Raw genomic sequence first — 14,077 nt, 5'->3', positions numbered from 1 at the left:
GTCTACTGCAGCCAACGCGGCATTAAGTAGCAAACCACGACCAATAAGCAAAAATAGCCAAGCAATAGGGTGGCAATCGGCTTATCAATCAGTAAGCGTCGTTGACCAGAGGTGGTGATCGTCGCTGTATCGTTTTCATCATTAGCTGACAAAACAGACAAGATAATAGCGGGTATCACTGTGCTCGCGAACCCCGTTACATTCCACCAAAACCAAAACACGTCCTCGACAAAAAATGCGAACGACAAATTAGTCAGCACGCCACACATCAGGCCGGTATTGACCTGTGTGGCATTTATCTTCTTCGTTAGCATGCCAAGTAGAAACACAGCCAAGACAGGACCAAAAAAAACAGAGCCCACTTTGTTCACCGCTTCTATTACGGTAGGCGCTATATCGCCAGCATTGAGCGAAAGCAGCAAAATAATCCCTCCCCAAAGCAAGCCCGCAAACTTAGCATGATTCAGGTAGCCTTCAGGTTTTGCGCGTTTCCGAGTGAGTTTGAAATAATCTTCAAGCGAAACAGCGGCAAGAGAGTTTATTGCTGAGCTCAGTGATGACATGGCTGCCGCAAGAATAGCGACCACAAGCAAGCCGATAAGCCCATGAGGTAAATAATTAAGAATAAAGACCGGCATAAGCCAGTCCGGATTATCTTTAGGAATTTGCGATAGCAAGTTGGTGTCGTTAAACGCTAGTGTGCCGACCACCAAGCCTGCTAAACAATATAGAAGTGTTATAGGGAACCTAAAAATGCCATTGGCTAACATCATCTTTTTAAGATCGCTTTCCGATTTCGCTGACAATGCCCTCTGTGCTTCTGATTGATCACAACCGTAGTATGAGGCGTAAAGGATCACGCCACCTAGCACCATAGGAAAAAAGCCGAAGCCGTCACCATCAAAACCCAGAGATGAAAAATTAAGGGTAGAGACCCGCTCGCTTGGAAGTAACTGTAAAAAGTGCTCCCAACCGCCTAATGCGTTAAGACCAAAAGCAATGCAGATAGCTGTGCCCAAAACGATGACAACCATTTGTACCGCGTCACCATATACAACTGCTTTCATGCCTCCTTGTAAGGAGTACAAAACGGTAATCACACCAATGAGTAATATTGCCTGCGTGGATGAAACCTGCATGGTTCCTTGCAATATAATGGATAGCGCGTAAACCATTATGCCGGTAGCGAAGGCCCTGCTAAATTGAAATACAACACTGATACAAATACGGGTAGAGGTAGAGAAACGTCGCTCAAGATAGTCATAAATACTCACCACACCGCTTCGGTATAATGTAGGCAACACGGTGCTAATGAGTAAAAGCATGGCTAACGGAACTGCTAGTTCATAAGAGAGCCAAATCAGCCCTCCACCCTCACGGAAGCCGACAAATGCAGGAGCGGAAATGAAACTGACCGCCGAGAGTTGCGTCGCCATCACTGAAAGTAACAGCGGTTTCCAACTTAAGCTTCTTCCAGCTAGAAAATAATCTTTCTTTGACTGCTGTCCACGCAAGCTAAAGCCGATGACGAGTAAAGTGATGAGGTAAATCGCGATGACACTGTAATCAAGAATATCCATATAGACGCAAGGTTAAGCAACTAAATACCTACCATTACATAAACTCGGTCTATTTGCATAAAAAACGTATAAAAAAGCAGCGTTCATAGAAATAGTGTACGTTACATCCAAGACCTTCTGGTTGACTCCACCTCGAATAGCACACTATCTGCTAGTTTATTAACGTAGTCTTCTGGTAGAAACGGCACAGTCACCGCCCCCGAAGCCATTACAAACTTAACGGTGGCCTGTTTTCTTCGCTTCATAAACACGCTTTGCTTAACGATAACTTGCTGCGCTTTATAAGGCTCAAAGCATTGATAGTCGATGCCTATTCTACCTCGCCTTATATAAACGTACTTACTGTCGTAGGCTATACCCCATCGCCACCACCTAAGCGTGAGTAACAGCGATACCGCACTAAAGACAACGAGTGAACCTAGCATAATATCTAGATGGGACGACACAGCGCCTATGGTGAAAAAGATCGCCAATGGCAATGTCCAACCCGCAAACAACCAAAAAGTAATGAATCGCTTGCTAATGGGATGATATTCTTGGCCTCGCAAGTCGCATTCAGGCATTACTTCTTGACTAAGCGCGAAGGCTTCATCTTCGGTTACCGATGGCACAATAAGCTTATTTGGCGACATCAGTTCTTGCATTTGCTGCCCAGCCGTTGAGTTCTGCTCAAAATACAAATTCACCCGCTTTAGTATTTTATCCAGCCAGTCTTGCTTCGCCGTAATCATTTGGATGCGTGAAGCTCGCATGCTGACTTCCAGTTTATTAAGCAAGCCGCTGCGACGGATATAGCGATCACCTGTTCGTGAAAGTGTGTAGCCGTAAAAAGTGAAAAGCGCGCCACCAACACTCAGCAGTGCCACTAACGCCATAAGCATCATGAGAATGACAAAGGCATACAATCCAAATTGCCACCACGCAACCGTTTGTTCACCAACCAGCTGATTAAGCTGCAAGCCTTTATCGGCTAACCACTCTGAAACCAGACCGAACACATCGTCATAGAAAGGCGCCGCAGCACCCAGTATGATCCACACGCGATTGTTGGTGATGCCGTGAATAATAATGTCTTTCACGGACCGTCGATTTAATACTTCTTCATTTGAATGGGAAGAATCTACCGCTTTAGCGCGTGGTCGTGGCGTGGGAAAAGACGAAGTCTGCTCGTCGGATAAATCTTCATTTGGCAAACAATCCAGGTCACCCTCATCGTGCAGCGCTTTTTCATACAACACCTGCTTTTTTAGCGCTTCAGCATAATCTTCAGGAACCGCTACAATTTTAGCTTCTTCTTTCCCACTTCCTGCGGTATCAAGCACCACTAGCGCGTACCCAAAAGGTCGGTAATAAAAAGGGCGTTCTATCTTAACGTTTTGAATACGCCACAAGGGCAAGTTGGTATAGCGGCGTTGAAACACGCCATGATGAATCTCAACGTGCTGGTTGTGCACGCGAAACTTGTACATTAAAAAGCTTATTACGCCGCTGACACTGGTAGATAGAAAGAGGATTCCAGCACCGATTAGTACTTCAGGCGACAGCAGGTTATCCCAAATATTGAACGATATGGCTAAGGCGGGAATGGTATAAATAAGCACTTGAGCCGAGTTGGTAAAATTGCGAATAGTAAAGTACAAAATAGAAATTAGAGAGAGGCGCTGCCACTCATCACCCGTTTCTACTTTAAGTTTCGGTTCTTCCATATTAGCATCTTGCCCATGGGACTTGAGCGCAGTATCTTCTTTCAGCTCTTTTGACTGATTAAGTGTAGGCGCTTGGTGTGAGGGCGTTTCTGATACCGTCATTAGCGTGCACCTATATCTTTATGAGCAAGAATGAACTCACGCAACTGCTCTGCCCTTTCAATGCTTAACCCAGGTATCTCAAACGTGTGCATTTCACCACCAGCCGAAAACACCTGAAGTGAGGCAAGACCCGCCCACCTGTCCAATGGACCGCGATTAACCTCTACATGCTGAACACGCAAAATAGGTTGGCACGAAAGTTTTCTAAAAATTAGCCCTGACTGCTTACTGATGTCTTGCTCTCGAATCGCATAAAATATGCGTACATCAGCAAAAAAGTGGTACAGCGCCCATAGAGAGCCTACAGCGACGATACCAGCAACAACATACGGGTAGGCTTGCAGCAGTCCTTCTGGCAATGACCAAAAGCTTTGGAATCGTAACGCAGAAGCAATACCGATTAGCACTAAGGCTATCAATCCAATGGAGAGGATATTTAGTGTCCGGTACTTTTTGGATATAGGAAGTAATGCGAGCGTTTGAAGTGAGGGAATTTCCTCAACACTGAGCTGATTATTTGAAAACACGGTTTCTTGTTGTGCGCTAATTGTCATCGCATTAATTCCTTTTACCACTGTATAAATAAGATCAGCCTGCCGCTTTTTTTAAGGAGAGGCTTAGCTACTTAGCAACGCTGCTCTGAACGCTTTCTCTAGCGCAGTTTTTATAACAAAAAAGAGGGCAAGCCCTCTTTTTTACGTTTCCTATTAAAGAGCGCGTTATGCTAACTAGTCATCAACCTGCTGTTCATTCAGCCAATCGTGTAGTGCCTTCATGTCGTGCTGAACCGCCATTTGTAGCTCTTCCACCCAATCATGCACGTTCTCCCACCATGTAGGGTGGTCGCCCTGTTGAATTTGATTAGCAATACGCTGTACACGAGCCAAACCAACAGAGCCAGCGGCGCCTTTAATTTTGTGAGCCTGTGAGCACACTTCTGACTTTTCGTCCGCACTTAAGCTTAGCTGCAGTATTTCCATGTATTCAGGCATTTTTTCTTGGAATACTTTAACGCTAGCGCGCACCATTTCATCCCCTATGGTATCAACTAACATCTGTAACAAGTCCATATCTAAAATGTTACTTAATGTTTTGTTAGGTTCGGGGCGCTCTACTTCGCCATCAATTTCAAGCGGTGCAGGTGGTGCATGGAACAGCTCGTTAAACACCTCGATAACGCGAGATTTTTTAATCGGCTTCGCAATAACGTCATCCATACCGTTTTCTAAGTATTCATCACGCTTTTTAATGACGTTTGCCGTTAGCGCCACGATAGGCGTTTGCATAACCAGATCTTCTTCAATAATCGTACTTGCCACATCGAATCCTGTCATGTCAGGCAATTGAATATCAAGCAAGATAAGGTCGTATTGGTTTTCCCTGACTTTGTCTATGGCTTCTTGACCGGTCATTGCTACATCGACTTTCTGGCCAAGCTTCTCGAGCAAGGCTTTAGCGACCATTACGTTCAATTCAATATCTTCTACTAACAAGATATTGAGCCCTGTCACTTGAAGCTGCGCGACTTTCATCGGGCTATTAGAAATTTGAACAGGCAACACAATTTCAAAACGGGTGCCTTTACCCACTTTACTTGAAACGTGAATTTCACCTTTCATCAAGTCGACCATTTGCTTACAAATTGCCAATCCAATACCGGTACCTGTGGCCGATTGGTGGTCAGGGTGATCAACCTGATAGTACATGGCAAAAATCTTATCAATTTCGCTTTCAGGAATACCTACGCCCGTGTCTTCAATCACAAATGTCACATACGCCTTATCACCATCAGGTTTCGTCGATGAAACCGTTAAACTTACGTGACCTTTTTGTGTGAACTTCACTGCGTTAAACAGGATGTTCCATAATATCTGACGAAGGCGCGTACCATCTATTTCAACAAGACGGGGAAGCGGCTCGTTAATTGTCGTTTTAAGCTCTAGCTGTTTGTCGGCTGCAAGTAGACGAATAATGCTGCTAAGTTCTTCGGTAAAGTCTTTCAACGATATGGTTTTTAGACTCAGCTCAAGCTTATCTCTGTCTAACTTATCAAGGTCGATAATATCGTTAAAAATATTACCTAATGTTATAGCGCTGGCGTATATCGTACTTACCCAGTTAAATTGTTCTTCACTCAACTCGGTATCACGCAGCATACGGCTTAAGCCCACAATACCGTTTAGCGGTGTGCGTAGCTCATGACTTATGGTTGCGATAAAGCGAGTTTTGTCGGTACTTGCTTTTGCAGCAGCATTTTCAGCCTGCTTACGCTCAGTCATGTCTCGACCGAACGACAACAAGCCAAGGCGATTACCGTCTTTATCGAAGAAAGGTACACGCTTCATTTCGAAGTAACGACGACGTCCATCAGCAAAGCGAAGCCACAGCTCTTCTGTGATACTGGCGTTGGTTTCTAGAACTTCGTGATCACTCGCTACAATTTGGCGGGCAAGCTCTTCCTCATATACGTCTTTTGGCGTTAAGCCAAGCAGCTCTTGCTCGGTTTTGCCCGTCATAAGCTCCGCTATACGGTTACAACCAGCAAACCTGCCTTCTTCATTTCGGTAATATATTAAGTCTGGTGAGGCATCGATGATTGAACGTAACAAGGTTGATAAGCGGCGTGCTTGTGCTTCTTGTTCTGATTTATCCTGAATTTCTTTTTCTAAGTCTTTAAACAGCGCCTCACGCTCTTCTTGTGCTTGCTTGCGCTGCTCTATCTCGTGATTAAGCTGTCTGATGTTGCTTTGAAGTTCGCGGTTAAGAAAGACATCTTCTTCACGCAAACTTTCCAACTGGCTTACCACTTCCTTTAAGTTGGTACGTGAGTTTTCTAATTGCTTGATTAACTCACTAAAGAAATAAAGTACCCAAGGCGCAGATAACATGGTCAGTACTACAGCACTGATGAAGTCATCGGGCTGAACCTGGCTTCCCATGCTCACGCGAATTACGTATGAGCCCCCTAGCGTAAACACAAGCGAAAGAACAACAAACAATATGCTGAGCTTTAGAGTGCCAAAACGCTGAACAAATTGGGCAAAGCGAATTGCCCAAGAATCGTTTGGTGAATCTGAATGCATGTACGTCTAATTTAAGCTTATTTTGCGGTTATCCTATCAGGCTTTCCTCTTTTCGGGAATGCGGTTTGTCAAAGCATAACTCTGTGGCCCTGCTCAGAATTAGGATTTGAAAGGCGACTTTTCAGTAATTTCATTAATGTATTTGGTATTCACCCATCCCACCTTCGTGTAAGACACTTTCGCCCACTCCCCTCGCTTTTCCAGTATTTTTAGCACTTCGCCCTTATTCAAACCGTTCTCGACAGTTGGGTACGAAACATCTGGCCCTTTTCTCACATTCAGCGAATTGGCACTTACATTGGCCACCCGCTTTACAGGGCTAGCGAGATCCCGCTGAATTTGATCATGCGCCTCTCGCTGTGAATTCGAATCACTTGACTCAGTTGCCCACCTTTCACTATCACTTTGCAAAACAGCGGCTTTGAGTCTTTGAAGGGGAAAAGCGGGGCCAGGATCGACCTTTCGTGACGGCGCTATTTCTTCGTGCCCGACGATAGTAGAGATGTTGTAGTGACTACACAACGCTTTACACAGCGATAGCGTCCTAACAATTTGTATGTCGGTGTACTTGTGCCAATAGCCCATAGACTGTTGGTTAATGTGCTGGGCAGCTAATACTTCATTCTCGCCAAAAATTTCGCCAAACCAACTTTCAAAGGTGCCGTCTCCTCTAGCCTTAAGCTGGCCGGCATTGTCTAATTCAATGCCGATAGAGTACTGATTCAAGCCACTACGCCCTTCGTAATAACTTTCTCCTGCGTGCCACGCTATTTTATTAGTCGGAAGCATTTGAACAATGTCACCATTGCGTCCAACGGCAAAGTGAGCTGACACACCGCTATCGGCATTGGTCAAGACATTCACCGAAGATGAAAGGCTACTACCGGCGGTAAAATGAATAACAATAGTATCGGGAGATCCAGATTGAAAACGCCCAGATGTGTTAGGAGAAAGCCTGAAGGTGATATTGTCGCCAGTTAGAATATGATCATCTATACTAAATAAAGGCAGTGGTGAAGCATGTAGTGTATTCATACAATAATCCTTATTGTCTTAACAGCACGCCACCACAGTGAATTTTTATTCTTCGCCTTCCACATAAGCGTACACTCAATTCACACACAGGGCTCTCTATCAACATCCTTCAGCGCACCACGAGCCTTACCTGTGGTTAATTTTCAACCAATATAGCAAACTACTTATATTAGTGGAACCATAGCTTTACAAATTAATAAAAATACACCGCAAACCGCTATTGACAACATAAAACATCAATTTCAAAGCATATTTATTCATTAATAAAACGCAAATGAGAAGTAATATCATTTATAAGGGGTGAGTTATTCACTTTGCAATACTGATAACATTTTTGTTACAAACATAAATGACGACACGTAAGCAGCTGATTAATATATATTTAATTATATTTATACTAATTCACTATAAAGCTTATACTTTTAGCGTTTGATTTTAGTTTTTAATGTGGGTATTTTGTACGGCCCGCATCGCAATAATGCATAAAAATGCGGAAACGACTGGAATCCTCTAATAATAAAATAACGACAAGAAAGGCGCACGCCGCGAGCAATACCGCTCGCAGGCATAAAAGACGTCTAATAATGTTGTGATACGCAAACCTAGGCGCATCTACACGCAACGCATACCTTGCCCAGTCAAAAGGTTGAAGGAGTTAAGAGATGAGTTTATATAATCCCAATGATTCCCGGGACAACTGTGGGTTTGGCTTAATCGCTCACACTCATGGGGAAGCCAGTCATGAATTGGTAACTACTGCAATACACGGTCTTGACCGTATGCAGCATCGTGGCGGTATCGCCGCCGACGGGAAAACCGGTGACGGCTGTGGTTTATTACTACAGAAACCGGATGCGTTCTTCCATGCAATCGCCGAAGAAAATGGCTGGAAACTCAGCAAAAAATACGGCGTGGGCATGATTTTCTTAAGTCAGGACCCGGTACTTGCGCAAGCCGCGCGTGAAGTACTTAATGAAGAACTAGAAAAAGAAACACTTTCAGTAGTGGGTTGGCGCGAAGTGCCTGTCGACCACTCAGTACTGGGTGAATTAGCGCTAACGGGTGTTCCACAAATTGAACAGGTATTTGTGAACGCGCCAGCAGGCTGGAGAAAACGCGACCTTGAGCGTCGTTTGTATATGATCCGCCGCCGCGCTGAAAAACGTCTTGAGAAAGATCCCGATTTTTACGTAGCTTGTTTGTCGGGCTTGGTAACGATCTACAAAGGCTTGGTAATGCCAAAAGATTTACCCGCCTTTTATCACGACCTTGCCGATGAGCGTATGCAAAGCGCAATTTGCGTTTTCCACCAACGCTTTTCAACAAATACTCTACCACGCTGGCCGCTTGCTCAGCCTTTCCGCTTCCTTGCGCACAACGGTGAGATTAACACCATTAAAGGAAACCGCGACTGGGCCATGGCACGTGCTGCTAAATTCGCAACGCCACTTATTCCAGATCTTAAAGATGCAGCCCCTTTCGTTAATACTGAAGGATCAGACTCATCCTCGCTGGATAACATGCTGGAGCTATTCTTAGCCGGCGGTATGGATTTATTCCGTGCTATGCGGTTACTTGTTCCACCCGCCTATCAAAACAACAAGACCATGGACGATGATCTTCGTGCATTTTACGAGTTCAACTCTATGCACATGGAACCATGGGACGGCCCAGCGGGTATCGTTTTAACTAACGGTCGCCACGTTGCCTGTAACCTTGATAGAAATGGTCTACGTCCTGCTCGTTACGTTATTACTAAGAACGGTTTCATTACCCTAGCCTCAGAAGTAGGTATCTGGGATTACGAGCAAGCTGACGTAATTGAAAAAGGCCGTGTAGGCCCAGGTGAAATGCTTGCTGTAGACACATACACAGGCAAAATCTGGCGCTCTACTGAAATTGATGAAGACTTAAAAGCACGTCACCCTTATAAAGAGTGGCTAGATAAGCATATTCGTCGACTTACACCAATTGAAAAGCTTGATGCGTCATTAATTGGTAAACGCGTGTTTGACGACGATGCCATGGCGGTGTACCACAAGCTACACGCCTACAGCTATGAAGAAATTCAACAAGTTGTAAAAGTACTTGCGAAAGACGGTCAAGAAGCCGTTGGCTCTATGGGTGATGACACGCCAATGGCGGTTATGTCATCTCGTCAGCGTACGGTTTACGACTACTTCCGTCAGCAATTTGCACAGGTAACTAACCCGCCAATCGACCCGCTACGTGAAAACCACGTTATGTCGTTGGCAACCTGTATTGGCCGCGAGCAAAACGTATTTAGCGAAACCTCAGGTTACGCCGACCGCGTATTGTTCGACTCGCCAGTACTAATGTATACCGACCTTAAACAATTGCGCGAATTTAACCCAGACAACTACTACTCAGAAGTCGTCGAGCTTCAGTATGCGCCGCAAGAAGGTTTGAAGAAAGCCATCGAGCGCGTTTGTAACGAAGTAGAAATGCTGGTTAAAAACAAGCGTGCTGCATTCGTTATTCTGTCTGACAGAAACATTAAACAAAATCGCTTGGTTATCCCTGCTGCAATGGCAGTTGGTGCGGTACAACGCCGCTTAGTTGAAAAGTCATTGCGCTGCGATGCTAACGTTGTTGTTGAGACAGCAAGTGCCCGCGATCCACACCATTTCGCGGTGTTGATTGGCTTAGGTGCCACTGCGGTTTACCCATTCCTAGCATATGAAACTATTGAGCAGCTTTGTGAAAAAGGCGAGCTAGATATTTCTCCTATGCAGGCCACGTTGAACTACCGTAAGGGTATCAACAAAGGCTTGTACAAGATCATGTCGAAAATGGGTATTAGCACTGTTGCTAGCTACCGTAGCTCTAAACTGTTTGAAGCAGTGGGTATTAACAACGAAGTGATGAAGTTATGCTTTAAAGGTGTGACCTCACGCATTCAAGGTGCGGGCTTCGATGATTTCCAGCAAGATCTTATCAACCTAAACCGTATTGCTTGGCTTAAGCGTAAATCTGTCGATCACGGCGGCTTGCTTAAATACGTGCACGGTGGCGAATATCACGCCTATAACCCAGACGTAGTCAGTACGCTTCAAAAGGCTGTGGTGTCTGGTAACTACGACGACTACCAGCAATATGCGAAGCTTGTTAACGAACGTGCGCCTGCGCACATTCGCGACTTGCTAGCAATAAACCCTGATTGCGACCCTATTGATATTAGCGAAGTAGAAGCACCGGAAAACTTATTCCCACGCTTTGATACTGCGGCAATGTCAATTGGTGCACTAAGCCCTGAAGCGCATGAAGCGCTAGCTATTGCCATGAACCGCCTGGGCGGTCAGTCTAACTCTGGGGAAGGTGGCGAACACCCTTCTCGCTTTGGAACTGAAAAGAACTCTAAAATTAAGCAGGTGGCTTCAGGTCGCTTTGGTGTAACGCCTCACTATTTGGTTAACGCAAACGTTATTCAAATTAAAGTGGCGCAGGGTGCAAAACCGGGTGAAGGCGGTCAGCTTCCCGGCGATAAGGTAAATAAATACATCGCACAGCTACGTTTCTCTGTGCCGGGTGTAACCCTTATTTCACCACCTCCACACCACGATATTTACTCAATTGAAGATTTGGCACAGCTAATTTTCGATTTGAAACAGGTTAATCCAACGGCACTTATATCCGTTAAGCTAGTATCTGAGCCGGGTGTTGGCACCATTGCAACAGGTGTAGCGAAAGCCTATGCCGACCTTATCACCGTTTCAGGTTACGACGGCGGTACAGGTGCAAGCCCGCTAACATCAGTTAAGTATGCGGGTAGCCCATTTGAGCTTGGTTTATCTGAAACTCAGCAAGCGCTTATTGAAAACGGCTTACGTCACAAAGTACGCGTTCAAACCGACGGTGGTTTGAAAACAGGCTTAGACGTAGTAAAAGCCGGTATTTTAGGCGCTGAGAGCTTTGGTTTTGGTACAGGTCCAATGGTGGCTTTAGGCTGTAAATATCTACGTATTTGCCACTTGAACAACTGTGCGACCGGTGTTGCAACGCAGGATCAAAAACTGCGTGACGACCACTTCATTGGCTTACCTGATATGGTAATGAACTACTTCAAGTTTATTGCTCAAGAAGTGCGTGAAATCATGGCGTCTATGGGTATTGCTAAGTTCGACGACCTTGTTGGTCGCACAGAACTACTTAAAGTTTTAGATGGCATTACCGCTAAGCAAAACCGTTTAGATTTGTCTCCGTTGCTAGCGCAGCCTAAAGCAGGCGACCATACGCGCTTATTCTGCTCACAAACGACCAACGCACCTATCGATAAAGGTGAATTGAACGCGCAGATGCTTAAAGACGGCCAGCAAGCGGTTGTTGAAGGTAAATCTATTACCCTTAAATACCCAATCCGCAATACGGATCGCTCTGTCGGCGCATTGCTATCAGGTGAAATCGCTAAACACCACGGTAACCACGACTTTGAAGATACACCTATCAAAGTTGAACTTACCGGTACAGCGGGTCAGAGCTTCGGTGTGTGGAACGCTGGCGGCCTGCATATGCACCTTGAAGGTGATGCCAATGATTATGTAGGTAAAGGGATGACCGGCGGTAAGCTTGTTATTCACCCACCTCGCAATATCTCTTACGACGCCCACGACAGCGCCATTATGGGTAACACCTGCCTTTACGGTGCAACAGGCGGTAAGCTGTTTGCTGCTGGCCGTGCTGGCGAGCGCTTTGGCGTACGTAACTCTGGTGCTATTGCGGTAGTTGAAGGCATTGGCGATAACGGCTGTGAATATATGACAGGCGGTATTGTGGCTGTACTTGGTCCGGTTGGTGTTAACTTCGGTGCAGGTATGACTGGTGGTTTTGCTTATCTTATGGATGATGGCGACGACCTTGATAACCGTGTAAATGCCGAACTGGTCGATGTAATGCCAATTGAAGATAAAGCGATTCTTGCTGAGCACTTACGTGGCTTAATTAATCAGCATTACGAAGAAACAGGAAGCGAGCACTCGTTGTCGTTGCTTACTGATTTCGCCGCAACGCTGAAACGCTTCAAGCTTATTAAGCCAAAAACCAGTGATGTGAAAAACTTGCTTGGTCACATCAGTCGTTCAAGTGCTGAATTACGCATTCAGGCTCAGTAGGAGGATTTAGTTTATGGCAAAGAACGTATATCAATTTGTCGATGTTGAACGTATCGATCCGCCGAAAAAGCCGATCATGGTACGTAAACAAGAGTTCGCGGAAATTTATCAACCGCTGAGCCAATCTCAAACCGAAGGCCAAGCAGATCGCTGCTTGGACTGCGGTAACCCATACTGTGAATGGAAGTGTCCTGTACACAACTATATTCCACAATGGTTAAGCCTGGCGAACGAAGGCCGTATTTTGGAAGCTGCGGAACTCTCTCATAAAACCAACAGTTTGCCGGAAGTATGCGGTCGCGTATGTCCACAGGACAGACTGTGCGAAGGTGCATGTACGCTGAATGATGATTTTGGCGCAGTGACCATTGGTAGTATTGAAAAATACATTACCGATACAGCATTCAAAATGGGCTGGCGCCCAGATATGTCTGACGTGGTATGGACCGATAAGAAAGTGGCGATTGTAGGTGCAGGCCCAGCTGGTCTTGCATGTGCTGATATTCTGGTTCGTAACGGCGTTAAACCTGTTGTTTACGACAAATACGAAGAAATTGGTGGCCTACTTACATTTGGTATCCCGTCTTTTAAATTAGAGAAAGACGTGATCAAGCTACGCCGCCAAATCTTTACTGAGATGGGTGTTGAGTTCGTACTTAACACTGAAATTGGTAAAGACATACAGTTCCAGGATTTGCTTGATAAATACGATGCTGTTTTCTTAGGCATGGGTACGTACAAGTCGATGCAAGGTGGTTTCGATAACGAAGAAGTTGAAGGCGTTCACGAAGCCTTACCTTTCCTTATCGCCAACACCAATCGCGTAATGGGCCTTGAAAAAGATCCTGCTGATTACATTGATATGAAAGGCAAGCGCGTAGTAGTACTAGGTGGTGGTGATACCACGATGGACTGTGTTCGTACGTCAATTCGCCAAGGCGCTGCCCAAGTTACCTGTGCATACCGCCGTGACGAAGAAAGCATGCCAGGCTCTCGCCGCGAAGTTGTTAATGCGAAAGAAGAAGGGGTTGAGTTTAAATTCAATCTTCAGCCGCTAGACATTGCAGTAGATGAAAACGGTAAGGCATGTGGTGTTAAGCTGGTTAAAACCGAAATGGGGCCACCGGATGCCAATGGTCGCCGCCGCCCTGTTGAAGTGGAAGGTTCAGAGCACGTACTAGAAGCAGACGCGGTAATTATCGCCTTCGGCTTCCAGCCCAGCCCTGCGCCATGGTTTGCTGACTTCGGCATTATGCTTGATGAAAAAGGTCGCGTACGCGCGCCATCTGCTGGCAAATTTGCTTACCAGACCTCTCACCCGCAAGTCTTTGCCGGTGGCGATATGGTACGTGGTAGTGACTTGGTTGTTACTGCTATCGACGAAGGCCGTAAAGCCGCAGAAGGGATTATGGACTATATTGGCGTTTAACCTTCGCTAACTA

General features: G+C 45.6%; 7 protein-coding genes. 2 read left to right on the top strand and 5 right to left on the bottom strand.

Annotated features, from left to right (window positions below):
- Positions 1–2 precede the first annotated feature (2 nt).
- The 5 genes from MHN00_RS05395 to MHN00_RS05375 form a co-directional block, all read right to left on the bottom strand.
- A complete protein-coding gene (locus MHN00_RS05395) occupies positions 3–1,580 on the bottom strand; it encodes a sodium/solute symporter (RefSeq protein ID WP_239300560.1) in 1,578 nt (525 codons plus the stop codon).
- Positions 1,581–1,681: 101 nt separating this feature from the next.
- Positions 1,682–3,388: a PH domain-containing protein gene (locus MHN00_RS05390; protein ID WP_239300559.1), complete on the bottom strand. Its 1,707-nt coding sequence runs from the start codon at positions 3,386–3,388 to the stop codon at positions 1,682–1,684.
- A complete protein-coding gene (locus MHN00_RS05385; protein ID WP_061486464.1) occupies positions 3,388–3,942 on the bottom strand; it encodes a PH domain-containing protein in 555 nt (184 codons plus the stop codon). The genes MHN00_RS05390 and MHN00_RS05385 overlap by 1 nt, the downstream gene beginning before the upstream one ends.
- A 174-nt stretch (positions 3,943–4,116) precedes the next feature.
- Complete coding sequence (gene arcB, locus MHN00_RS05380; protein WP_014950541.1) at positions 4,117–6,471, bottom strand: aerobic respiration two-component sensor histidine kinase ArcB; 2,355 nt, start codon at positions 6,469–6,471, stop codon at positions 4,117–4,119.
- Positions 6,472–6,570: 99 nt separating this feature from the next.
- Positions 6,571–7,506, bottom strand: coding sequence for an N-acetylmuramoyl-L-alanine amidase (locus tag MHN00_RS05375; RefSeq protein ID WP_239300558.1), 936 nt, complete (start codon positions 7,504–7,506; stop codon positions 6,571–6,573).
- Positions 7,507–8,168: 662 nt separating this feature from the next.
- Between MHN00_RS05375 and gltB the strand changes: the two genes are divergently transcribed.
- On the top strand, positions 8,169–12,635 hold the full coding sequence (gltB, locus tag MHN00_RS05370; RefSeq protein WP_075176848.1) for a glutamate synthase large subunit: 4,467 nt from the start codon (positions 8,169–8,171) through the stop codon (positions 12,633–12,635).
- Positions 12,636–12,648: 13 nt separating this feature from the next.
- Positions 12,649–14,064, top strand: a complete 1,416-nt coding sequence (locus MHN00_RS05365; RefSeq protein WP_014950544.1) for an FAD-dependent oxidoreductase — start codon at positions 12,649–12,651, stop codon at positions 14,062–14,064.
- The last annotated feature ends 13 nt before the right edge of the window (positions 14,065–14,077 follow it).

Origin of the sequence: Alteromonas sp. Cnat2-8 (assembly GCF_022348355.1) — a bacterium.
Lineage (GTDB): Bacteria > Pseudomonadota > Gammaproteobacteria > Enterobacterales > Alteromonadaceae > Alteromonas > Alteromonas macleodii.
Note: the sequence above shows the minus strand (reverse complement) of the source record. Positions and strands in the feature narration are given on the sequence as shown.

Bases quoted from the DNA above. Each gene is read 5' to 3' on its own strand.
- MHN00_RS05395 (WP_239300560.1), bottom strand. From the start codon at position 1,580: ATGGATATTCTTGATTACAGTGTCATCGCGATTTACCTCATCACTTTA.
- gltB (WP_075176848.1), top strand. From the start codon at position 8,169: ATGAGTTTATATAATCCCAATGATTCCCGGGACAACTGTGGGTTTGGC.
- MHN00_RS05385 (WP_061486464.1), bottom strand. From the start codon at position 3,942: ATGACAATTAGCGCACAACAAGAAACCGTGTTTTCAAATAATCAGCTC.
- MHN00_RS05390 (WP_239300559.1), bottom strand. From the start codon at position 3,388: ATGACGGTATCAGAAACGCCCTCACACCAAGCGCCTACACTTAATCAG.
- MHN00_RS05365 (WP_014950544.1), top strand. From the start codon at position 12,649: ATGGCAAAGAACGTATATCAATTTGTCGATGTTGAACGTATCGATCCG.
- arcB (WP_014950541.1), bottom strand. From the start codon at position 6,471: ATGCATTCAGATTCACCAAACGATTCTTGGGCAATTCGCTTTGCCCAA.
- MHN00_RS05375 (WP_239300558.1), bottom strand. From the start codon at position 7,506: ATGAATACACTACATGCTTCACCACTGCCTTTATTTAGTATAGATGAT.